The 22,700-nt window shown below is 52.9% G+C and carries 18 protein-coding genes; 7 read left to right on the forward strand and 11 right to left on the reverse strand.

Going from position 1 to position 22,700, the window contains the following annotated elements:
- Nucleotides 1-24 precede the first annotated feature (24 nt).
- From rfbA to rfbC, 4 genes are read right to left on the reverse strand one after another with little or no spacing between them, the layout of a single operon-like run.
- Nucleotides 25-897, reverse strand: coding sequence for a glucose-1-phosphate thymidylyltransferase RfbA (gene rfbA / locus ACR0I1_RS20180; protein ID WP_480707680.1), 873 nt, complete (start codon nucleotides 895-897; stop codon nucleotides 25-27).
- The gene (gene rfbD, locus ACR0I1_RS20185) at nucleotides 897-1,742 is read right to left on the reverse strand and encodes a dTDP-4-dehydrorhamnose reductase (protein ID WP_480707682.1); all 846 of its coding nucleotides are present in this window, start codon (nucleotides 1,740-1,742) and stop codon (nucleotides 897-899) included. Before rfbD ends, rfbA begins: the two co-directional genes overlap by 1 nt.
- A complete protein-coding gene (gene rfbB / locus ACR0I1_RS20190) occupies nucleotides 1,739-2,779 on the reverse strand; it encodes a dTDP-glucose 4,6-dehydratase (RefSeq protein WP_480707684.1) in 1,041 nt (346 codons plus the stop codon). The genes rfbD and rfbB overlap by 4 nt, the downstream gene beginning before the upstream one ends.
- On the reverse strand, nucleotides 2,776-3,336 hold the full coding sequence (gene rfbC / locus ACR0I1_RS20195; protein WP_480707685.1) for a dTDP-4-dehydrorhamnose 3,5-epimerase: 561 nt from the start codon (nucleotides 3,334-3,336) through the stop codon (nucleotides 2,776-2,778). Before rfbC ends, rfbB begins: the two co-directional genes overlap by 4 nt.
- 317 nt (nucleotides 3,337-3,653) lie before the next feature.
- Between rfbC and ACR0I1_RS20200 the strand changes: the two genes are divergently transcribed.
- The 5 genes from ACR0I1_RS20200 to ACR0I1_RS20220 all read left to right on the forward strand — a co-directional run bounded on the left by ACR0I1_RS20200 (nucleotide 3,654) and on the right by ACR0I1_RS20220 (nucleotide 10,502).
- The gene (locus tag ACR0I1_RS20200; protein WP_480707687.1) at nucleotides 3,654-5,057 is read left to right on the forward strand and encodes a hypothetical protein; all 1,404 of its coding nucleotides are present in this window, start codon (nucleotides 3,654-3,656) and stop codon (nucleotides 5,055-5,057) included.
- 103 nt (nucleotides 5,058-5,160) lie between these two features.
- Nucleotides 5,161-6,759 carry a VPLPA-CTERM-specific exosortase XrtD gene (gene xrtD, locus ACR0I1_RS20205; protein ID WP_480707688.1) on the forward strand — a complete coding sequence of 533 codons (1,599 nt, stop codon included), beginning with the start codon at nucleotides 5,161-5,163 and terminating at the stop codon, nucleotides 6,757-6,759.
- Nucleotides 6,760-6,952: 193 nt separating this feature from the next.
- Complete coding sequence (locus ACR0I1_RS20210; RefSeq protein ID WP_480707690.1) at nucleotides 6,953-7,774, forward strand: acyltransferase family protein; 822 nt, start codon at nucleotides 6,953-6,955, stop codon at nucleotides 7,772-7,774.
- A 261-nt stretch (nucleotides 7,775-8,035) separates the two neighbouring features.
- Nucleotides 8,036-9,358 carry an O-antigen ligase family protein gene (locus tag ACR0I1_RS20215; RefSeq protein ID WP_480707691.1) on the forward strand — a complete coding sequence of 441 codons (1,323 nt, stop codon included), beginning with the start codon at nucleotides 8,036-8,038 and terminating at the stop codon, nucleotides 9,356-9,358.
- 10 nt (nucleotides 9,359-9,368) lie between these two features.
- Nucleotides 9,369-10,502, forward strand: a complete 1,134-nt coding sequence (locus ACR0I1_RS20220) for an acyltransferase family protein (RefSeq protein ID WP_480707693.1) — start codon at nucleotides 9,369-9,371, stop codon at nucleotides 10,500-10,502.
- Between the two features lie 10 nt (nucleotides 10,503-10,512).
- On the opposite strand, the gene ACR0I1_RS20225 is transcribed toward ACR0I1_RS20220, so the two are convergent.
- Genes ACR0I1_RS20225 through ACR0I1_RS20240 form a run of 4 tightly spaced genes read right to left on the reverse strand, consistent with a single transcriptional unit; the run spans nucleotide 10,513 to nucleotide 13,454 of the window.
- A complete protein-coding gene (locus ACR0I1_RS20225; protein WP_480707695.1) occupies nucleotides 10,513-11,385 on the reverse strand; it encodes a hypothetical protein in 873 nt (290 codons plus the stop codon).
- Between the two features lie 17 nt (nucleotides 11,386-11,402).
- On the reverse strand, nucleotides 11,403-12,476 hold the full coding sequence (locus tag ACR0I1_RS20230; protein ID WP_480707712.1) for a Gfo/Idh/MocA family protein: 1,074 nt from the start codon (nucleotides 12,474-12,476) through the stop codon (nucleotides 11,403-11,405).
- Nucleotides 12,477-12,498: 22 nt separating this feature from the next.
- Nucleotides 12,499-12,987, reverse strand: a complete 489-nt coding sequence (locus ACR0I1_RS20235) for a glycosyltransferase (protein ID WP_480707697.1) — start codon at nucleotides 12,985-12,987, stop codon at nucleotides 12,499-12,501.
- A complete protein-coding gene (locus ACR0I1_RS20240) occupies nucleotides 12,984-13,454 on the reverse strand; it encodes a UDP-N-acetylglucosamine--LPS N-acetylglucosamine transferase (RefSeq protein WP_480707699.1) in 471 nt (156 codons plus the stop codon). Before ACR0I1_RS20240 ends, ACR0I1_RS20235 begins: the two co-directional genes overlap by 4 nt.
- 357 nt (nucleotides 13,455-13,811) lie before the next feature.
- Between ACR0I1_RS20240 and ACR0I1_RS20245 the strand changes: the two genes are divergently transcribed.
- Nucleotides 13,812-14,660: an IS3 family transposase gene (locus ACR0I1_RS20245; protein WP_480707701.1), complete on the forward strand. Its 849-nt coding sequence runs from the start codon at nucleotides 13,812-13,814 to the stop codon at nucleotides 14,658-14,660.
- A gap of 63 nt (nucleotides 14,661-14,723) precedes the next feature.
- Here ACR0I1_RS20245 and ACR0I1_RS20250 read toward each other — a convergent pair whose 3' ends face one another.
- Together ACR0I1_RS20250 and ACR0I1_RS20255 are read right to left on the reverse strand one after the other, a co-directional pair.
- A complete protein-coding gene (locus ACR0I1_RS20250) occupies nucleotides 14,724-15,578 on the reverse strand; it encodes a ParB N-terminal domain-containing protein (protein ID WP_480707703.1) in 855 nt (284 codons plus the stop codon).
- A gap of 228 nt (nucleotides 15,579-15,806) precedes the next feature.
- The gene (locus ACR0I1_RS20255) at nucleotides 15,807-17,195 is read right to left on the reverse strand and encodes an AAA family ATPase (protein ID WP_480707705.1); all 1,389 of its coding nucleotides are present in this window, start codon (nucleotides 17,193-17,195) and stop codon (nucleotides 15,807-15,809) included.
- Nucleotides 17,196-17,614: 419 nt separating this feature from the next.
- Here ACR0I1_RS20255 and ACR0I1_RS20260 point away from each other — a divergent pair, with 419 nt between their 5' ends.
- Nucleotides 17,615-18,640, forward strand: coding sequence for a replication initiator protein A (locus tag ACR0I1_RS20260; RefSeq protein ID WP_480707707.1), 1,026 nt, complete (start codon nucleotides 17,615-17,617; stop codon nucleotides 18,638-18,640).
- 770 nt (nucleotides 18,641-19,410) lie between these two features.
- Here ACR0I1_RS20260 and ACR0I1_RS20265 read toward each other — a convergent pair.
- The coding region (locus tag ACR0I1_RS20265; protein ID WP_480707709.1) for an FG-GAP-like repeat-containing protein at nucleotides 19,411-22,700 on the reverse strand (3,290 nt) is incomplete at its 5' end.

A 22,700-nucleotide genomic window follows, 5' to 3' on the forward strand; every position in this document is an offset into this window, starting at 1 on the left:
CGGCAGGTATGGGGCAAGTGCCCCTTATTTTAGTAAGCCTGCCAGATAGGCCCCGTACCCGTTCTTGGCAAAACGTTCGGCCTGTGCGGACAGTTCGTCCCGGCTGATCCAGCCCTGCTGAAAGGCGACTTCTTCGGGACAGCCAGTCTGCAACCCCTGCCGTTCTTCCAGGGTGCGCACGAAATTGCCCGCATCCAGCAACGAGGCATGGGTGCCGGTATCCAGCCAGGCATACCCCCGCCCCATGGTTTCCACCTGCAGCGCACCTTCCTCCAGATAAGATTGCAGCAGGTCGGTGATCTCCAACTCGCCGCGCGGGGACGGCGTGACGGCGCGGGCGCGCTCGGAAGCCGTAGCATCCAGAAAGTAAAGCCCCGTCACCGCGTATTTCGACGGCGGCACCGAAGGTTTTTCGATGATCTCCCGCGCCCGGCCCGCATCGTCGAAGGCAACAACGCCATAACGCTCGGGATCCGCTACGTGATAGCCAAACACGGTTCCCCCCGCCGGTTTGGCATCCGCTGTGGCCATCAACTTGGGCAAGCCATGGCCAAAAAAGATGTTATCACCCAGGATCATCGCCGATGGCGCGCCTGCCAGAAACGCCTCGGCCAGAATATAGGCCTGCGCCAAACCGTCTGGGCTGGGCTGCACCTGATAGCTGAGCGTCACGCCCCATTGCGCCCCGTCCCCCAGCGTGCGCTGAAATTGTTCCTGATCCTGTGGCGTGGTGATGATGCAGATCTCACGGATACCGGCCAGCATCAGCACGCTGAGCGGGTAATAGATCATCGGCTTGTCATAGATCGGCAGCAATTGCTTCGACAGGCCCATGGTGATCGGATAAAGCCGCGTCCCGCTGCCACCCGCCAGGATGATCCCCTTGCGCTGTGTCATCAAATCTCTCCCAAATCCTTCAGAATATCCTTCAAACCCTGCCGCCAGTCGGGGCGAGAAATGCCGAAAACGGTCTCTAACGTTGAACAATCCAGCCGTGAATTCAGCGGTCGTCTGGCCGGGGTCGGATAATCCGAACTGGGAATATCCGCGATGTCACAGGTGATGCCCGACTGCACAAAGATTTCGCGCGCGAGTCCGGCCCAGCTGACATCCGGGGCACCCGAGAAATGGTACGTTCCCGTTTTCCCGGGATCAGAGGCGAGCTGCTCGGCAATCTCTATACAGGCCGCTGCAATGTCGCGCGCCGGGGTTGGCCCGCCGATCTGATCGGCAACGATGGTCAGCCGGTCACGTTCCTTGCCCAGCCTAAGCATTGTCTTAACAAAATTAGCACCATGCGCCGAGACCACCCAGGAGGTCCGCAGGATCGCATAACATCCCCCTGCCCCGCTCACTGCCTGTTCGCCTTTCAGCTTCGACCGCCCATACGCCCCAAGCGGGTCGGTGGCGCTTTTCGGTGTCCAAGGCGTATCGCCACCACCAGCGAACACGTAATCGGTTGAAATCTGAACCAGGGGCACCCCCAGATCGGCACAGGCCTGCGCCATTGCGCCCGGCGCATCGCCATTGATGACCGTGGCCAGTGCCTCCTCGTCCTCGGCGCGGTCCACGGCGGTATAGGCGGCGGCATTGATCACCGCCTTTGGGTTTCGTTCGCAGATGGCCTGGGTGCATGCTTCAGGGTCCGACAGGTCAGCCCCGGCCCGGCCCAGACAGACTACATCCCCATATGCCGCCAGTTCCCGTGCCACCTGACCGGTCCGGCCGAAGACAAGGATCACGCCTTTACCCCCAGCCGTTCACCCACGCCCTGCCGATCCTGCAGGGCCCGCCACCAGCTTTCATTGTCCAGATACCACTGCACCGTCTTTTCCAACCCTTCCTCCAACGTGACCGAGGGGCGCCAGCCCAGGTCATCACGGATACGGGTCGGGTCGATGGCATAGCGCAGATCGTGACCTGGGCGATCGGAAACAAAGCTAATTTGCTCGGAATAGGATCTGTTTCGCGGACATTTTTTGTCAAGAATAGCACAGATCATGCGGACCAGATCGATGTTGCGGGCTTCGTTCTCACCACCGATATTGTAGGACTGCCCTACCCTGCCCTTCTGCAGTACGGTCAGCAGCGCGTCGGCGTGGTCCTCGACATACAGCCAGTCGCGCACATTCTCACCCTTGCCGTAGACCGGGATCGGCTTGCCCGCCAGCGCGTTCAGGATCACCACCGGGATAAGTTTCTCGGGGAAATGAAACGGCCCGTAATTGTTCGAGCAATTGGATAGCACCACCGGCAGCCCGTAGGTCTCGTGCCAGGCCCGGACCAGATGGTCGCTGGCCGCTTTCGAGGCGGAATAGGGCGAGCGCGGATCGTAAGGCGTTTCTTCGGTGAACGCACCGCTTTCGCCAAGCGAGCCAAACACCTCGTCGGTCGAGATGTGGTGAAAGCGGAAGCCCTCGGGCCGGTTCTGCCCTTGCCAATACGCCCGCGCGGCCTCAAGCAATGTATAGGTGCCCGTGATATTGGTCTCGATAAAGGTTCCGGGCCCGTCGATCGAACGATCCACATGGGATTCCGCCGCTAGGTGCATCACGGCGTCCGGGCTATGGTCGACAAAGGCCTGATCCATCGCCGTACGGTCGCGAATATCAGCCTCTACAAAGGTATAATTGGGCGAATTTCCCACGCTCGCCACATTGTCGAGACAGGCGGCGTAGGTCAACGCATCCAGATTGATCACCTGATGCCCTGCGGCAATGGCCTGCCGGACCACGGCCGATCCGATGAACCCGGCGCCGCCGGTCACAAGAATTTTCACGCGGCACCCTCCCACACAAAAGGACTGTCGAAATCGGCCAAGGCCAAGGCGGCGGCGTCTTTCTCGGACAGAACCGGATCGCCGGTCAATTCCCAGTCAATGCCACAACTGTCCCAGCGCACCGCACCATCGCACTCCGGTGCGTAGTAATCGGTGCATTTGTAACAGATTTCGGTATCGGGTTCGCGGGTGACAAAGCCGTGCAGGAACCCCTTGGGCACCAGAAGCTGACGGCCGTTTTCGGCCGATAGTTCAACCCCCACCCACTGTTCATAGGTGGGCGACCCCTTGCGGATATCGACAACGACATCAAACAACCGCCCCCGCCCGCAGCGCACCAGCTTATCTTGCGCATGGGGTGGGGCTTGAAAATGTAGGCCTCGGATCGTATCTACCTGCGCCGACAGAGAGTGGTTGTCCTGCACAAAATCTAGATCAACTCCGCGATCCGCCAGAACCATGTAATTCCAACTTTCGCTGAAAAAACCCCGCGCATCGCCAAAACGCTTTGGTACCAGAATCAGAACGCCAGATAGGTGCGTTTCTTCTATTTTCATGAAATTCCTCGTGGCACTCATAACATGTCAAAAATATTCTTTTAAATCCACCTTAGATAGCTCCAGACCTATCAGCACTCTGAAACGAGATCATTCAAAATAACAGCCATTTCCCAAAGTGGCGGCTCACGCATACAGGTTGTGACCTGCGCGGGCAATTCCGCGCAGGCACGGTCAACAATACATCTCATTCAAGATTATTGTGGCTTTGGCGTTACGTCTGGGCCAACTGGTACGACATTAGGACGCTTCTTAAATGATTTCGCCCGGCAACAGCGTTAGAGAATATATAGTAAAGATAGACGAAAGATCCGAGAATGAGGACGAGCAAAAGAAGAACGGCCCGCTTCTTCCTGACATTATACACCAGCCTTACCATCACAGGCCCAGCTGCATCTCAGGAAACCGGATCGGGCGCTCTGACCCAGAATTTTGGTATCTCTTCCACGCTGCGGTCAAATGACAATTTTGGCCTCAACGATCCATCCCCGGGCACGTCGACGCTGTGGGACAACATTCTGGATTACGAGTTACAAAAGGAAACATCTCTGGATCGACTGTTGCTGGGTCTAGGTGGTACGCTCCGGTTTTCGGACATTCCCCTGCAGTCCAGCGGTTCTGAATTCGATGCCCCCTTTGCTAACTTTGCGTATACACGCACCGGTGCCAATAGCCTGCTGGACAGCCAGTTGCGCTACAGCGAAATAGATTTGGCCTTCAACGATCCGTTTCGCCGTCTGCAAGAGGATTTCGACGATCTCATCAATGATGAACTTGTTCTGGATGATGGAACCCGCAGAACAGCCAGCGCCGGACTGCAATTCGAGACCGGGCTAAGCGATCCTTTCGGTGCAGGATTTGCGCTGGATTATCGCCGGATCAGCTTTGACGACACCACTGATCCCAACCTGTTCGCCCGGCGCACAAACAACAGCGAAGTCTTTGGCCGCTTCCGATTTTCTCCAGTGTTGGATGGGCGGTTGGGCTACGCGCAGGAGGATTACCGGGCTCCCGAAGACGATGATACTGACCGCACCACCCGTACCACTGACTTTGCCCTGACCTATGACGTGAACCCGGTAACCTTGATTGAGGCCGTGATCGGCTATGCCAATATCAATGAAACAACAGACACCTTCCCGGACATTACCGAGCGTGGAATGACTGGCCGTTTTGCCTTGATCCGTGAGCTACCCACAGGCACGGTCGGGGTCGATATCTCCTCGGAATTGTCGGTCAATGGCCGCCGTGAATCGTTGTTGTTTAGCCGCGAGATCGACCTGCCTTTAGGCGAAATCTCTGCCAGTGTCGGTGTGACACGCGGGCCGTTGGGGGAAACCAACCCAATTGGTGGCCTCAGCATCGTATATGAACGCCCCCGCACGACCCTGACCGGCAGCTTTGAACGTGGGTTCACGACAAATGACCGCAGCGAAGAAACCCGTACCACCCGCGCCGTACTGGGCTATGCCGTAGTCATCAACACATTGTCCTCCATGACATTTGATCTTGATTACGCCAGCGTCACCGCTATCGGACGAGGCAGCTTCCGGGATTCAACAGCCGGAACGTTCCGCGCAGCCTATGTCCATGAACTGACGGATGACTGGGACTTGTCAGCTGGTTACGAGTACGTGAGTTTTGAATCAAATACCGAATCTCGGCGTGATTCCAACGAGATATTCCTGACCCTATCCCGGCGCTTCGCGACAAGACGATAAGTTGTCGGACTCGCTTTCCCAACCATCTCGCCTATAATGGGATCATAGACCGCAATAGCCTCGTTTTCCGGTGCTCGGTTATTAGTTTGAGAACGGCGATTTTATGTCTGGCACACATGAATTTCACACGATTTCCCACGCATCTCCCGCCATAAACCCGGCAGGTTTGGCGTGGTTTCTGTTGCTCCTGGCTGGTTCCGTGCCAATTTTCTGGATCGGATTGGTATCGCTGGTACAGGCATGGTCTACACCAGAATACAGCCATGGCCCCTTGATCCCGGTCATCTCATTATATCTTTTCCTGCGCGAGATGCGCCAATTGCCCGCACCTAACCCGAACGTGACTGATCGCTGGCCTGGCCCCATCATTGTGCTGCTTGCTCTGGCGCTAGCGATCTTTGGTAACTTAACACGCATTCCCGATATCGTGACATACGCGATAATCATCTGGGTGAGCGGCGTGGTGTTCAGTATCTTTGGCTGGAAACGCGGGTGGCATCATCAGTTACCGGTAGTGCATCTGGTGTTCATGCTGCCCCTGCCCCAATTTCTTTACTGGAAACTGACGATCTTTCTGCAAGGGGTTTCTTCTTTGATCGGCGTCTGGCTGGTCGACTTGGCGGGCGTAACCGTCTTTCTCGAAGGCAACGTGATCGATCTAGGTGTCTATAAGTTACAGGTGGCCGAAGCCTGTTCTGGCCTGCGATACCTGTTCCCGATCCTCAGTTTTTCCTATCTCTTCGCGCTGCTCTATCGCGGACCTATTTGGCACAAACTATTGCTGCTGCTAGCCGCTGTACCTCTGACCATCTTGATGAACTCTGTGCGGATCGGGATCATCGGCATTCTTGTGGACAGCTATGGCATTGAAGCTGCCGAAGGGTTTCTACACTTTTTTGAAGGTTGGGTCGTCTTTTTGATCTGTATCGCAATTCTGTTCCTGATAGCCGTCATCCTGCAACGTTTGGGGCCTGACCCCAAACCGCTTTCCGAGGCGATTGATCTGGATACACACGGCTTCGGTCCGGTTGCGTTGCGGGTTTTTGCGATCCACCCCTCACGTGCACTTGCCACCGCAACGTTGCTGACACTGGCCGTATCCACGGCATGGGCACTGCAACCGACCCCTAGCGCTGATCCGGTCACCCGCGATCCGTTCTCTCTGTTCCCGCACCAACTTGGCGAATGGTCAGGATCAAGCACGCAGTTGGACCCTGAGGTTGAAGAAGTGCTGGGCGCCACAGATTACCTCAACGCTACCTATGCCCGGGCCGGAGACTCCAGCTATATCAACATGTTTGTCGCCTTCTACGAGAAGCAGACCGAAGGGTCGGGCATCCATTCCCCTGAAGTCTGCCTGCCTGTGGGCGGCTGGGAGATTTTCAACCTAAACGCCCATCAGGTCGCACCGGGCGTCGAGGCGTATGGCACATTTGTGGTGAACCGGGCTATCATTCAGAAGGGGTTAAACCGCCAGCTAGTCTATTACTGGTTCGAACAGCGCGGCAAACGCCAGATCAATGATTTTCAGGCCAAGATAGGCGTTGTCATGGACAGCATCACGATGGGCCGAACCGATGGCGCTCTGATCCGCTATGTCACTCCGATAGCTCCGGGTGAGACCGAATCTGATGCAGATACACGGCTGATTGATTTCATGGAGCAGAGCATGCGCAGGCTGCCGCGTTTTGTTCCCCTATAAACGCCCCCAAGCCGTTTACTCCTAGGTCCTCTCGGCGCATTTAGCCTGTGTTCATTACTACACGAAACACATCTATGTGATCAAAAGCACTCTCTGCTATGTCAGAAGTATGTAACACTTCCGCTACCCTGTAAGATTTTTTTGCTTTAAATACTGCAGAGGCGGCTGGGAGTATGAAGCGAGTTTAATCAGTATGTTATATCGTCAGCGTAACGGCGGCATCGAATATCTTCGCTTTATCGGTGCAATTGCCATCGTCTATTTTCACCGTAGCCTCCCCGGATCGGAGTTTGCACTTTCCGCACTGCCAATCTTTGTTCTTCTTTCTATTTACTACGGCTACGGTCGGCCAAAGGCTGAAAGAGCAAAACGGCTTCTGGTTCCTTGGGCCATATGGTCCGGAGTCTACTTTGTTCTCAAATGCATCGAAGCCCTCACAACCGATTCAACCCTCGTCTCTGAATTCGAACCTTGGATGTTTTTGACAGGACCAAACATCCACCTTTGGTTTCTGCCTTTTGTATTTGTGTTTACGGTCCTCTTTTTCAATCTCGAAAAGCACTTCAGGATTATCCTGCTGCTGCTAACCAGCATGGCATCCTACCTAGTTTACAATCTGACCGAGTTGGGCCCGCCCTTTGTACAATGGTTCTCCGTGTGGCCCGCCGCCGCCGCTGGTTTTCTATTCAGGGACACTCGGAACAGAAATCTCATCATATTGCTGAGCAGCATTCTGTTCCTGCTTCTAATGCTTACACCTCTGGACAGAGGCGCACTGCAACTCCTGATTTGTATGGTGGTTGTATGGCTGGCTTTGGAGTCAAATGTGCCATCGACCGAGGTCTCAAGATATCTGTCCCAGCTTTCTTTAGGAATCTACCTTGTCCATCCGGCCATCTCATCGATTGCAGAACGCATCCACATACCCGATGGATTGATTTTGTTTGCCTTTGTCTGCACCTGCTCAACGCTCTTCACTGCGGCTGCGCGCCGTTGGATACCCGCCGCGGTTTAGACACAAAAACTGCACTATTATGAGAAAGATTATGCAGACCGGATCGCAGCAAGCACCTTACACAGCTAGAGTTATCATGCCAACCAAACGGCGCTATCACATAGCCGAGCCTCTTCAGCGCCCGCAGCTGGAGGCGCTGTTCTGGGCCATCAGTTTACAGGGCGGACAAACAAAGGCTTGAAAATAATGAGACCTGAAAGACCATCTCTTGCCACGGGCTCAGCTTTCGGACGACTTGAGAGCTGTTCTACCCAAAACCAAGTGGATGCCCGTTCTCAATTGCCGTTGCTTGCCAAAATCACATTGCTAACTTTGCTGACACCGGTTTTTCTGTCGCTTGGGCCGCTGGTCCTGACCCCCTCAAAAATACTCTTTCTGGTCACAGTTCCATATCTGGGTATCAGGTTTTTGAGCGGGCGTTACGGGAAGATCTTAATACCTGACCTTCTGATATTTGCGTATTTGGCATGGATGGCTCTGGCTATGTTCATCAATCATTCGCCCCGCGTAGCGGTCGAGTATATGGGCTCAAATTCATTGATCCTGCTGGGGGGATATTTGACGGCGCGGGCAGCTATACGAACGAAGTCGGACTTTGTCGGGTTTATCCGTTTTCTGGCGCTTGTGGTCGCCATCAGCTTCCCATTCGCAATTTATGAATCCTGGACCAGCCGGACAACCATTCCTCGCTGGTTGGATATGTTGCCCGGAGTGCTTTCGCACGACGACGTCCAGCATCAGAAACGGCTTGGATTGTGGCGAACCCAATGGGTTTTTTCACACCCCATTCACTATGGCGTTTTTTGCTCCTTGGTCTTTTCCCTCGCCTTTGTCGGCATGAAAGGTATTTGGAGCAATACCCGACGATATATCATTTCTGGTATAATCGCAGTGTGCTGCATCTTTTCTGTATCCAGTGGCCCGGTTCTAGCACTTTTGGCCCAGTTCGCACTTATCGGATGGGGTTGGGCTCTTAAATGGACCGGCATCCAGTGGCGGCTTTTGGGGTGGCTCTTCGTAATTTTCTATACAATTGCCGAACTCGCTTCGAACCGGTTCGCCCTATATGCAATCGTAGAAAAAATGTCGTTCAACCCGATGACGGCCTATGCCCGGAAAATCCTATTCGAGTATGGGGTGCAGCAGATTCACCGGACACCCACATTCGGCGTAGGCTACCACCGATGGCCGTTGCCGACCTGGTTGTCGGGTAGTATTGACAATTTCTGGCTTTTGCTTGCCATCACCTTCGGCGTCCCCACATTCATTTTTTTCGCAGCCGCCTTTCTATCATCTATGATCAGCATTGGCCGCCGGGACTTTTCACAAGATCCGATTCTGGTGCAGTTGCGGCTGGGTTGGGTATTCACGATGATCAGCCTTATTCTGGTATTATCAACTGTGGCTATCTGGGCCGAAATTTATTCGATTGTCCTTTTCGTGGTCGGTTCCGGCATATGGATGATGGGCGCAAGTGTATCAGAATCGTCTGGAGTCACAATTCCTGCAACTACTCGAACTTCAGGTATCAAATACACCCGGTTCCCCGCGGATTCGCCACACAAATTTACGGACAGGACATAAGACGCTTAATATGACCGGACAGTCTCACAATCGCAGTACCTCGCGACACGGCAACACCGTTACGGCCCTTCGGAGTCACAGATCCATTCTGTTGGACTGCATCAGGGGCCTTGCTATACTGGCTGTCCTTATTTTCCACGTTGCGAAACTCTATAACCCTGCCGAACTGGGCGCGTTCGGGCAGTTCATGCGTGTTTATGGAAAACTCGGCGTTGATGTGTTCTTCCCCCTCAGCGGGTATCTGATAACCAGTTACCTGATCAAACAATCCGGAAAGGGCAGTGTCCGGATCTTTTTCCAGCGCCGGATTTTTCGAATTCTTCCCTTGTATCTTGTAGGAGTCACGACATTTCTGGTGTCCGGTTTAATACTGGGCAGCCCGGACCCTTTAGAACACATCTGGATTCCATATCTTTTCCTGACTGGCTGGTTCATCTTTTTCTATGATATATCAGCCGTTCCATACACAATCACATGGTCTCTTTCGGTCGAGGAATTCGCGTATATTCTCTTTGGTATCGCGGCTTGGATTAGCCGAAAACACATGCCGTTGATCTTGTTGGGTATCTGCATTCTGTCAACCGCTTTACGAATTGATCTGGCAAACCCGATTGTAAAAGGATTCGATACCTTCCCACCTGCCCGGCTGGATTCGATTGCTATTGGTGGGCTGGTTGCCTACTTTTCGCTCAAGAAATCCCCTAATAAAATCGCCTTGTGCATTCTGACCATCATGGCCGTAACGCTGCCGCTGAACCTGATGGTTCCGGCCTTCAAAAACCCACTGCTGTTTACAAATATTGCTCTTGGGACGTGCTTTTTTATCGTCGTTATTGAAGCTTGGATGAAGAACTGGTGCTTTTGGCCGCTTCCCTGGCTGGCCTCAATAGGATTTTATTCTTACTTCACATATCTGTTTCACGTGTTCAACATTCATTTTCTGGCTTTGGTGTGGGAGAGAACGCTACCCGGCGCCCTGCCCCCATTTTGGGCACTGGTCCTAGCTTCATTGCTGTTTACACATGTTCAAGCCCTGTTATCATTTCGATATTTCGAAGGACCGCTCATCAATTATGGGCGCAGGCTAGAAAAACAACACGCGGCCTCGCCAATTACCGCCACCGCGACAAAAGGACAAAGCTGAGCTTCAGCGATTATCGGGCACCAAAATATTCATTTACCAGAGTATTGGTAGCTGCGATATTTTGACGGCTCGAGGCCCCAAAAACGATCGATTCCAAATTTGGCACTGTAGAAAGCCACTCAATTGCTTCCCTCGGAGGAATTGCACCTGATGCGAAAACAGACATAGCGATTCCTCGCAACTGACCTTCTCTCAAGGTTTGCACATAGGCATCCAATCCCCCGCAAGTTCGAAATCCTATCTTGTTGATATTCGAACATATAATCGGGTTTTTGATCCCAACCTCTGTCAGAGCTTGATACAGCTGCGGCATATTCATTGTGATAAACCCCGGCTCGGCATCGTATTTCTCGCAGATATGGTCATGAAAAATGCGAAATACATCTTTCATCCCCATACCCAAAAGCAAATCTACGATTACGTTCTGCAAGAAGATGACTGGGGTTTTCAGCCCCTTGAACATTTTCATTTCTACATCAATCAGAATTTTTGTGATACCTTCAATATCCTTAGACGCCAAAGATTTGGCGCCCCTTATTGCAGATTTCAGCAAGCCGTCATCCGGCATGAAATGCAAAGCTGCCCCCAGCATTCCAAGCTCGGTAACCGCGTTGGCGTATTTATGAGCATACGGCATACACGGGTAGAACTGGAAATCCTTGTAGCGTCCCGGATTGACGCGCATATGATCGCACACTTCTGATATCCGGTCATGCGTTGTACACATAAAGCTACGTACGCCCTCGTCTAATGCGGCATCCAGTACATCTATGATTTTAGACGTATCCTGAAAGCTAATAGCCTGTGCCCGGGCCTTCTCTTCGGACATATGATTGATGCCAAAGAATTGATTGTCGCCAAAAATTAGCTTGTCGAGTGTCATAAATCTCTTTCCGATTATTATCGCCGGAACCACGAACGTCTACTTGCGGCTATCGGTGCCCCAGGGGATCGTGTGGGAGCAGTTTCCCGATCCGCCAACATCATCGCAATTGTTTTGTCGGTTTTGGCGGCCGAAGAAAAATCGTTGGCTGTCTTGTCAGTACCATCCAGTATCGCGTTCACGAAGTCTTCGATCTGGGCCGAATACTCTTCTCCGCGCAAATAGAAACTAACCTCTTGCGTTAGCTCGGTTGTATAGCGGACGTTCCAGCCTGATGTATATGTAGGCAAGCTATCTGATGCGTTTCGGAGATAAAGCTGACATTCTTGCCGGTCTGAATAAAGGCGGCCATTGGTACCGTTTATGGTGATTTTCGTCGACATCTTGCGATAACTTTCGTCCGACCAGTTAACAGAAACATGGGCCGAAAGACCATTGCCCCACATCAGGGTCGAATACACTTCGTCATCCGTATCGGTTGAGAAAATAGGATTGAGAATGGTACCAGCGACACCAGATGGTTCACCAAAGAACCAGTTTAGCAAATTTATGGGATGCGCTGCGTAATCGTACAGGCATCCTCCGCCTTCCTGGCGGTCGGTTCTCCAAGTTTTGCCTTTTGGGCGCAAAATCACCGGCCCGTAAGCTTCAGCCAGAACATGAGTGATGCCCCCAAGTGCCCCTGAATCGACAATTCGCTTCATCTCCTGAAAAGCGCCCACATAGCGATTGTGATACCCTACTTGAGAAACCAGATTCCGCGCCGCGGCGAGTGCGGCTAGTTCTTCTGAAACCTTCCAGTCAAGACAGAAGGGCTTTTCGCAAAAGACGTGAATATTGCGATCCAGCGCCTTGCGCACCATCGGGGCATGCAAGCGCGACGGCGTGGCTATTATCACTGCATCGACTGCCGCCTGCTCAAGCATTTCATCATAATCTTTATAAACCGGGCAGTCTGTATAACGTTTAATTCCATCCAACAGGAATGCAGAAGTATCGCAGACAACCACGTCTGTCCGGGGGTTGGCATTGGCTATTGAGAGATGAGATATTCCCATCTTTCCAAGCCCAACAAGACCTAATCTAATCATATTTTTCAATTGTCTCAGTTGCCTATTTCAAGAATTCTAGTATCGCGTTCCGGACCCGATCGGTAAATTCGACAGGAGCAAAAGGCGGCAGACATGCTACTTCACCTTTTTCGTGAAACGCCTTTGAAATTGCTCCCGGTAGATCGGAATCTGTATCGGCCACAAAGATGCCGGGTTTGTCGCGCAGCCAGTTGGCTGTAGCAATTTGGTGATCGGTCGTATGCTCACCCCACTTTTGGATGCGGGGCATAATCACAAGCGGTCGCCCCAAACGACCCGCTGTTATAACCGTTCCCATACCGGCATGAGCCACAATCAGATCGGCTTTAGCCATCGCCTCTCCAAATTCCTTTTTAGACAAGCTGCGGGTATATTCCATCTGCCGTGGCAGATACGTTCCGCCTCCTATTTGAGCCAGAATATCGCTGCGACCGGCGTTGGCAGCCCAGTCATCCATCACCCGAATCAGCCGGTCAAAGGGGAACATCGAACCCGTGGTTACAAAGATCACAGCACACTCCCCCAGTAGTGCGGTCCTTGGTTGCCACGACCTTGCAGCTCCGGCCATTGCGTCAACCAGGCATCAGCCACCTTCCCGGCCTTAGATCCGGATGTCGAAAGCCTTTCGACATTGGCAATTGAATCAATCCAAATTGTGCGAGCCCGCAGTGTGTACTTGGCCAGAATAAGAGCAACCAGCGCCGGGGCCGATCCAGTTGTAATCACGACCTTAGGGCGCTCTCTTATGAGAATCGCCAAAAGTTGAAAGGCTACAACAAAGAAAGCCAGCATGTTCTTTCTGGAAGCGTCTCGAATACAGTAGTAGCGCGCCTCTGGAACATCCACAGCAGATGTTGGATCGAGGCTGACGTAAAACACATCAAGATCTTGCAAGGCTGGCTTCAGGCGCATCATCTGAATCCAATGTCCGCCACCAGACGCTATTGCCATTATTTTTTGATTTTTTAGGGCTGTCATACTAACCGTTTCTAAACCAACCACTTATTAAACTACACCAAACCTGCAATTCGCTAAAATATAATCTACCTTACTTCTATCCGAAGTGACTCTGCTATCCGATCACAAAGGCTTTTCCAACTGGCAGCACTTTCGACCAATTTCCTATAGTTCAGTCAAACACAGCAAAACCTTGCCCGGTTTCAGCAAACAGCGCAAGATGGCAAGTCATACTCTTGCGATCTAGAAAACAATAAGTCGCATAGCCATTTCTTATCCCTTTTTCTGCGACGCGTAACACCCAAGTTTCGCTAGTCCATACCGAGCCTCCCCAACTGAACTGGTCCACCGTTATGTTTAGGAAACGGAGGACCACAAATGGCAAACAAGAGACCGAAGCCCGAAGAGATTGTCTCTAAGTTACGGCAGATTGAAGTTCTGATGGGGCAAGGGATGTCCCGTCTCGATGCGATCAGGCAGATCGACGTTATTGAACAAACCTATTCCCGGTGGCGCAAGAAGTACGGCGGAATGGGTGTAGATCAGTTGAAAGAACTGAAGCGGCTTCAGAAAGAGAACGAGCGGCTTAGAGAGGCTGGATGGTCGGTGAGCGACGGGCGGATTGAATGGCTTTGGCGGCGAGAGGGGCTGAAAGTACCAGTGAAACAACCGAAGAAAGGACGGCTCTGGCTGAACGATGGCTCGTGTGTTCGGCTGAGGCCGGAGTATCGCAATCATGTATGGAGCTATGACTTCGTTCATTGTCGAACCGATGACGGCAAAGCTTTTCGGACGCTGAACATCCTTGATGAGCACAGCCGGGAGTGCCTGGCGATTAGAGTGAAGCGCAAGCTGAACTCGGTCGATGTGATCGATGCCCTGACGGATCTGTTCATACTGCGGGGTACGCCCCGCTTCATACGTTCAGACAATGAGTCAGAATTTATCGCCCAAGCCGTCCGAGACTGGATTACCGCCGTCGGCGCCCAGACGGCTCACATTGAAACTGGGAGCCCGTCAGAGAACGGATACTGTGAAAGCTTCAACGGCCGGCTCAGGGATGAGCTACTCAACGGTGAAGTCTTCTACAGCCTACGCGAAGCTCAAATTCTGATTAAACAATGGAGGAAACACCACAACACACAGCGGCCCCACAGTGCACTGGGCTATCGCCCGCCAGCACCTGAAACCGTCGTCCCGATGGATTACAGACCGACGATGCACTAACAATCAAATTGGACCAGTCAGATGAGGTTACTCAACGTTTCGCGTGCGAAACATCCTGAAATTTCAGTCGGCCTTCAGCCATTCCTGCAACGCTAGGGCAAGCTGTTCCGAGACCCCCGCGCCAACCAACTCGATGCGGTCCACCGCCGGGACAAAACGCATTTCAATACCCTCTGTAACGTGGGTTATAACCCGTTCTTGCGATGCTGCACCTGGCTCTGGTTGACATATCCGGGATCGGGGCGATGACCGGGGCATCCCCCATTCAGACAGCGCAGATGACAGAATTTGCACTTCAGCCTCAGCATTGCTCCGAGGGTTGTTCTGTAGTTTCGCTTTGAGTGCGTCGCCAAAACTCGGATCTAGGTTCATATGCCGCACTAATGATAAGCCGAGTTTCTCACTGATGGCTGAGGGAAAGTTCAGCTCAGCATCAAAGGTTTCAACCAAAACAATGAAGGTGCCGATCTTGGATCGTTTTGAGCGGGTTGCATTACCGAACAATCCCTGCAGCGCGGCTTTCTGGGTCGGGTACACGCCCTCATTCATTGCTTTTACGGCGATGCGCGCACGCTCATAATGGCTCAGGTTCACACGGATTTCGTTTTCTTCAACCATTGCCACGTATGCATCCTGGGCGCTGTTCGGGGTAATCACAATGGCCTTCACGCTTGCGAACCTCCGATCAGAGGTTTCTCGGTACAGCCTGCGCAGCGCTGTCAGGCGCCGCCAGCCTGAAATCAATCCATGGGTAAGAGCCCCTTCCGCATTCGGTAGAGCGACAACCTCAATGGGCATTTGCTGCCCTCTGGCACGCAGGCTGTCCAGCAACGAAGCCATTTCTTCTTCGTTTTGCTCCAGGCGGTCACGCACCAGATGACGCTCATCTATAGCCTCCAAAGGCAATATCTCAATCATGCGCCCTTCCTTTCGAGCGCTTTGCAAGACCTGGGTAACTTCTTCAAGCGCGGCTACGGTTGACGCTTCTCCCGCGACTTGTGCGATAGGTGCCGCATTGGTCCCTAATGGTGCAGATTTCACCTCGGGCACCGCGCTCAGATAGCTCGGTTGGGCCGGGGTCAATCGCTTGCGTTTTGCCATCTCTGCTTCTCCTCACATGCCCTATAGTGTTTTGTCCCGGGATCGTTATTCTGCCGCTTGTTGCGCAACCAGTTCATCCCGGCGCCATACACCGATCAACAGTCGCTTGAATGCAGCATAAGTCGCGTCGAATGTTTCGCGGCCGCGCGCATAGGTTTCACGGTTAAAATCACGGTAGTCAGCTTCATAAATTCCGCTTACCTGTTCGCCAGCTTGTCCGATCAAAGCGGTGAAATCCTGTCGGTGCGGAGAAAGCGTTTTGCCCAGATAGGCCTGCATTAGAGCCGAAAGCTCCCCTTGCTGGGCTCCGTCATATCGGGTGATGACCGCGCGGACAGCATCCCATTCGAATGCCATTTCAGGTCGTCCCAAGGCTCGGGCTGCAACATTCTCACCATCTTCTATGCTGGCAAATGTCGAATGTAACATATTGAAGAACCGCCCTGTAGAATCAAACTCCAGGAAGGAGGCCCCAAGCGGCACCAACAGAATATCGGCTGCCGACAGACCGTTTATAGTCAGATAGCCCAGGGCAGGGGGGGTATCTATGAAAACAAGATCATAGTTCTCCAGCACACTATCAGCTGTTAACCGGTCGCTTAATGCGTCCCAAAGCTTCCACCCTCTCGCCTGCATGCGCCAGACCGGGATTTGGAACTCGGCCCAGTACAGATTCAGTTGTGCTCCGATCAGATCGATATTAGGCCAGTGTGTTTTTTGAATGACATCTTCCGCGGTCATTTCCAAAGCTGCACTCAATGTGTCGTCGAGCGGCTGCGGTGGGTCTCCACGATCCAAGCGCCGTTGGTTTTCTATACGCAGATATTCACCGTAGTGACGGGCCAGCAAGGGAAAGGCTGTTTGCCATTCATCTTCGACATGACCACTGAAGATCGAAGTCATTGAGCCCTGACTGTCGAGATCGACGACAAGTACTTTATACCCATCAAGCGCGGCGGACATTGCCAGATGCGCTGCAGTGGATGTCTTACCTACGCCACCTTTGAAGTTGGCCACCGCAACCAATTTAGCAGGCTGTTTCTTTGGTCGATAAGGCAGATAATTCTTTGACTTCGAGCCCTGCGCACCGAAGAAGGCACGCAGGCACAACACTTCCTCCAGACTGAACCACTTGGCACCACCTTCGGTCTCGGATCGTCCCTGAGGCAGGTCAGGGTTTTGTTTTAGAACGCGGCGAAAATGCGCTTGAGCAACAGGGATCAAATAGCGGGTGATTTCCCAGGTGGAAAACAGGCGTAAAGACTTATGTCCCTCATCGCTCAAACCCCGACTGGCAAGATCGGCTCGACCTTGGGCGCAAGCTTGAGCAATGGCTTCAAAATCGTCTGAGCCTGTGGGTAAGTCCAAATCTGCAAGTGCGGAATCTGGATCAATATTGAAATAGGGGGGAAGGGGGGTTCCGTCCTTAGCCATGATGATTGCCGCCTGATGTACTGCCTTTTTCCTATGATACGCAAAAACATGACACATGAAAGCGAAATGCGCACAGCGCTGATTTTTCTAAGCAAAATAAGGGGATAATGGTGCGAATATAACGCATCTTAGGATGTTGTGGATTTTCTTTTTAAGTTATTTTTGTGTTATTTATCGTTATAGGCTCTCTTGTTCCCAAAATTATTGTTTTATAACAGATAATTAACTCATATTTTTCCTCACACACTGACTCTGAAACCCCGATATAATGACTCTGATCCCCCGATCTGGTGACTCTGAACCCCCGTTGTGCAGGTTTGTGGATAACTCTACGATAGGTGTCACTAAAACCACGAAAAAACGAGTCGGATGGCGGTTTGACAGGAAGGCTCCGAAAGAGAGCTGCAGGAAAGAGGGCCATGGGCAGGGCAGTTACAGATACGGTCGGGGGTCTTCTTCCAGACCGCAGACAGCAGGGCGATTTCTTCGTCTGCGATGTTTTTGATGTGATTCCCAAGGATGATCTCGCCAGTATGGAGCACCCGCTGTTCTCGCTGGCGACCCGTCCGGATCGCCGCATTCTAGAATACCAGCACAACGGTGTGCAAATCACGGTGACGCCGTCGGTCAAAGGGCTGGCGACGATTCATGACAAAGACATCCTGATTTTCTGCATCAGTCAGCTTATGGCGGCGATCAATGCCGGACGTACGGTCAGCCGAACGTTGCAACTGAAGGCGCATGATTTGCTGGTGGCAACCAACCGTGAGACCAGCGGTGATGCCTACCGGCGGCTGCGCGAGGCTTTCGAACGGTTGGCAGGCACTCGCATCACCACCAACATCGTCACAGGAGAAGAAGAAACCACCACGGGTTTTGGTTTGATCGAAAGCTGGGAGATTGTGCGCAAAACCCGCGGAGGCCGGATGGTCAGTGTGGCGGTGACCCTGTCCGACTGGCTATATCGGGCGGTGTTGTCGAAATCCGTGCTTACGCTGTCGCGTGATTACTTTCGTCTGCGTAAACCTCTGGAACGGAGGATTTACGAGTTGGCGCGCAAACATTGCGGGCGTCAGCCTGGTTGGACGGTTTCGGTGGACACGCTTTTGAAGAAGTCAGGCAGCGCGTCGCCGCGGCGTGTTTTCCGCAAGATGCTCCGCGATATGATCGAGGCGGACCACTTGCCCGATTACGAAATGCGCGAGAATCCGGGGGATCTGATCCGGTTTACTCCCCGTGCAGCGCTGATTGAGCCGGACATGCCTCCGCCGGTACTGGATGCGGAAACCCTGAAAGAGGCGCGCCGTCTCATGCCCGGTGTTGATGTCTACGGGCTGGAAGCGGAATGGCGCGGGGTCTGGGTCCGGTCAGGCACGCCACGGTTGCGGAAGCCGGATGCCGCGTTTCTGGGTTGGGTACGCAAGCGGGCAGGGGCTAACTGCTAGCTGTTCTGTCAAAACTTTTCTGACAGCTTCACAATGCCTCACAAATGCCTGTTTGATCCCGCGATCAGGAACACTTCGGGATCAAACCAAGTGAGAGTTTTCATAATATGTGATGGCCGGTGACACATGACTGCGCTTTTGAGCAAAAATTCTTGTTTAGGCAGTCTTGCCCACGCGGACCAATTGACAAACAGTAATTTGTAACACAAACACCTTATCCTGCCCTATCACCAAGGGCGTGTTTGAAGAGGCAAGAGAAACAACGTTTCTCAGTTGACTTTGACAGTGAGATGCCCTCGTTATCTACTCATCACCATAATACTTCTGCGCCCGTGTGAGTGAGCGATGCAGCGATAGGCGCATGGCGGCCAGCGGAATCGTAAGCCATCCACCAACGGTTATGGTCCAACCCGTCTTTGGGTAATTTAGACAATCAACCCGCACAGCTGCCATTCCTGTGGGTATACGACGTTGTTTAGGCGGTCCCCTTCTTCAAGGGTGGCAAAAAGCTCTCGAGTATCGCCGTTGTTTAGAAAAACATGTGTTGCTTCTTGGAAGATCGGAAACGACAATTCATGCGTTCGCCAGGTAGACTGTTCTCTGTGCGAGTTCGCGGCATGCTGTCTGAATGTTAAGTGACGCGAAATGTACGATTACGCCCTATATCGCACCAGATTCTTACTCCGGTTACATGCTATGGCCTGCCGCCCGGAGCGCCATACCACTGTATGATCCATGCGCCAGATTAACCTATACGCCCGCCAAAGAGTTTACACCAGAATGTAATCGAACCCGTTGGTTAGGTTTTCGTAGATTGAGACGCGCCCATGGGTCCAGCCGATGGAATAGATATCCAAATCGCCATCGTTGTCAAAATCGGCCAGTTGGGCCCCGTCGTGATGCTCGTCGCCTGTGAAGACCTCGTACTGAAACCAGTCACCTCCAACTCCGTCTACATTTTCAAAGACATACAGTGCCAGTGTGTCTGGATCGCTGGGCAAGTGCTCACCTGCGACAACATCCAGATCACCGTCTGCATCAAGGTCAGCAACATCAACGCTTTGCGGATTGCCCACCAGACTGTTCGAGATAATGTGCTCTATCCAAGAGGCTGTCTCATCGTCGGTCTGCTCGTACCAGGCCAGCGTCGTGATGCTCGTCTCGTGGCCGAATCCGACGACAGCATCCAGATCGCCGTCGGAATCCATATCAACCAGATGGACACGATCCGGTTCCGCAGCCCCCGTCGGAACATGCACATCAAACTCGGTCCAGATTCCACCATCGTTGCGCAACCATTTGAAGCCGAGCAGTAGGTCAATATCGCCATCCGCGTCGATATCGCCATTGTCCAGACCTTCGCCCAGAGAAACAGGGGTCAGCTGCGACCATGACCAAGTGCTGATGGTCGGATCGTCCGGCAGGGTCAAGGCCTGAGTGCCTCCGGTTCCGTTTTGCCATGACAGCACGACCGTTGTCGGGCTGCCCGGTTCCAACTCGGCGACTGTCACGCCCTGAAGGAATGTTCCGTTTGCGGATTCGATATTGTCGTAGATGATAAAGTTGCCGCTACCATCATTTTGTGCCCATACAAAATCGCTGTTAGCGGTGCTGCCGACGCCTTCGGTTCCAAGGATGTCCAGATCACCATCCCCATCAAAATCATAGACTGCCGCCATGTTGTTGAGTGTTCCGCCGATCGGGTTACGCACCCATTCCCCATCAATGCTGCCGGGGTTTTTGTACCACCAGGCGCCGGTGATAATGTCCAGCAGGCCATCTCCGTCGATATCGCCGTGTTCTTCGAATATTGCCCGCCAAGGTCGGTCGTTTTCGATCACATTACGCTCCCACCCGCCGAGGGTGATTTCATTCAGCGTGTTGTACCAGATGTGCAGATCTGCTTCTTCAAAGCCCTTGCCAAGGATGTCCAAATCGCCATCCCCGTCCAGATCACCAAGAGTGGATTCGTGACTGCCAATCCCGGTGGCAACAACGGTTGTCCTAAAGCTTCCGGTACCATCTCCAAACAGAACCCATGTCTTTGCGTCGAGGTTTTCGCCACGCAGGTTCATTTCGGCGGCAAAAATATCCAGATGGCCATCTTGATCAATGTCGGCCACCTCAAGACTATGAACTTCGTCCGTGATGAGCCCCAGCAGATTCGTTGCAACCCAGTTTGAAGTCACCGTCGGGTCTCCGGCCTGTTGGTACATCAGCAATGGCCCATTCTGGTCGCCGCTACTCAGAATGACATCTAGAGTGCCGTCTTCGTCAAAGTCGCCAAGGGCAACTTGGCCTTCGGGGAAGTCTGCATCAATCAAATGCTCAGTGAAACTTGTGCCGCCATTCCATTTGTACCAATGGCCCCCGGTCACTATGTCAAGCCCCCCATCGCCGTCAATATCGCCTTTGGCAAGGCCTTCGCGTTTTGTTTCGGTGATCTGGACAGCATTCCATGGTTCGGATGTTTTAGGGTCGGTTGGAATTTCCGCAATGTAAAGGCCCCGGGGCGTGCCGCGTTGGTTCCAGAACACGAACTCATCCTGACCGTCGTTGTCGAAATCACCGAAAATCATGTCGTGATGCTGATTCCCGCCGCTGGATTTGATCACGTGGCGGGTCCAGTCGACGTTGAAGTCGAACTCGGGGTAGGGGTTTTCCCACCACCAGACTTCGTTGCTTTGAGAATCTCCACCCATGAGGATGTCAAGATCGCCGTCCCCATCAACGTCGTAAACCGTTCCACCTGCCTCAATGCGCAGGGCTTCGGATTCGATTACGATAGATTCCCAGGTGCCGTCTGGGGCCTGTCGATACCAGGTGATTGCGGGGTCGCCTTTACGGCCTGCAATCACAAAATCCATAAGGCCGTCCTGATCCACATCCATAACCTGTGCAGCGGTCAATTCAGGGGTTCCCGGCAATGGAATCTGGCCGGTTGTCGTGCTGATGTACTGCCAGTCCGGAGAAGATCCGCCCAAATCAGGCTCTTCAGGGGCGGTGGCTACTGCGATGATCACGTTGGCGGTTCGGGTGCTGTTGCCATCGGACACCGTGTATTCAAAGCCGTCGTTGCCTTCATAATCGAGGTCGGGTGTGTAAGTCAGCGTCCCATTACCGTTGTCAACCAGTGTTCCGTGCGTCGGAGTACCGGTTCCCGAGAATGTCAGACTGTCTCCATTCGGATCGCTGTCGTTTGTCAGAAGATCATCAGATATGGTGATCAAAAGCGCTTCGTTTGGCGAGGTGGCTAGCAAATCACCCTGAGGTACAGGTGCATCTGCGGGTGAACCAATCGGGATAACCTGTTCGTAAAGCTGAGTAACCGCCGCCAGATCCAGAGGGGCTGAAAAGACATGTGCATTCTGAATTTGGCCGTCAAAAGGGTGCTCCAGATTGTTTGCAACAAAATTGGCGCTTTTCCACTGGTTTGCACCTATCACAATCGGTTCCTGATTGCCGAACAGCCCGCCGGTATAGGCAATGGATGTTTGCTCAACCCCATCGACGAAAATCTGCAGTCCACCGGGTGTGCCGAAATTGACAACGACCTGGTGGGTCTGCCCCGGTATGATGAGATTTGATGTGGCAGTTTGATAGGTGCTTGATGTGTCCTGAATCCGAAGCTTCAGCGCGCCATCCTCGACGAATATGCCGATATGCCCTCCGGTATCAAACCCCCCAGAGTCTTTTGAAAATAAGTAATTAATGCCTGCCACACTGTCGGTTGAAAAGGTCAGGACTAACGCGCCACTTGCAAGTTCATAAGCGTTGTCATGGGGGATAATCACTGCGTCGCTGATATCGTCGTTGAATATGTGGGGCCCTGCTACCAATATCGGCGACGGCAAAGATCCATCCGATACAAATATGTTCACCGTTGCTGTATCGGTGTCTGTTCCATCTGAGACGGTGTAAATGAAGCTGTCGGTCCCGCTGAACCCGGCATTGGGTGTATAGGTGTATGTGCCGTCGCCATTGTCAACAAGCGCGCCATTGGCGGGCTGCGTCACACCCGTCAGGCTGAACGCATCGCCATCCGCGTCGCTGTCATTGG

The organism is Ruegeria sp. B11, assembly GCF_056539785.1.

Excerpts from the sequence above, each read along its gene's own strand:
- rfbA (WP_480707680.1), bottom strand. The coding sequence starts at position 897 with ATGACACAGCGCAAGGGGATCATCCTGGCGGGTGGCAGCGGGACGCGG.
- rfbC (WP_480707685.1), bottom strand. The coding sequence starts at position 3,336 with ATGAAAATAGAAGAAACGCACCTATCTGGCGTTCTGATTCTGGTACCA.
- ACR0I1_RS20200 (WP_480707687.1), top strand. The coding sequence starts at position 3,654 with ATGAGGACGAGCAAAAGAAGAACGGCCCGCTTCTTCCTGACATTATAC.
- xrtD (WP_480707688.1), top strand. The coding sequence starts at position 5,161 with ATGTCTGGCACACATGAATTTCACACGATTTCCCACGCATCTCCCGCC.
- ACR0I1_RS20210 (WP_480707690.1), top strand. The coding sequence starts at position 6,953 with ATGTTATATCGTCAGCGTAACGGCGGCATCGAATATCTTCGCTTTATC.
- ACR0I1_RS20220 (WP_480707693.1), top strand. The coding sequence starts at position 9,369 with ATGACCGGACAGTCTCACAATCGCAGTACCTCGCGACACGGCAACACC.
- ACR0I1_RS20225 (WP_480707695.1), bottom strand. The coding sequence starts at position 11,385 with ATGACACTCGACAAGCTAATTTTTGGCGACAATCAATTCTTTGGCATC.
- ACR0I1_RS20230 (WP_480707712.1), bottom strand. The coding sequence starts at position 12,476 with ATGATTAGATTAGGTCTTGTTGGGCTTGGAAAGATGGGAATATCTCAT.
- ACR0I1_RS20240 (WP_480707699.1), bottom strand. The coding sequence starts at position 13,454 with ATGACAGCCCTAAAAAATCAAAAAATAATGGCAATAGCGTCTGGTGGC.
- ACR0I1_RS20245 (WP_480707701.1), top strand. The coding sequence starts at position 13,812 with ATGGCAAACAAGAGACCGAAGCCCGAAGAGATTGTCTCTAAGTTACGG.
- ACR0I1_RS20250 (WP_480707703.1), bottom strand. The coding sequence starts at position 15,578 with ATGATTGAGATATTGCCTTTGGAGGCTATAGATGAGCGTCATCTGGTG.
- ACR0I1_RS20255 (WP_480707705.1), bottom strand. The coding sequence starts at position 17,195 with ATGGCTAAGGACGGAACCCCCCTTCCCCCCTATTTCAATATTGATCCA.
- ACR0I1_RS20260 (WP_480707707.1), top strand. The coding sequence starts at position 17,615 with ATGGGCAGGGCAGTTACAGATACGGTCGGGGGTCTTCTTCCAGACCGC.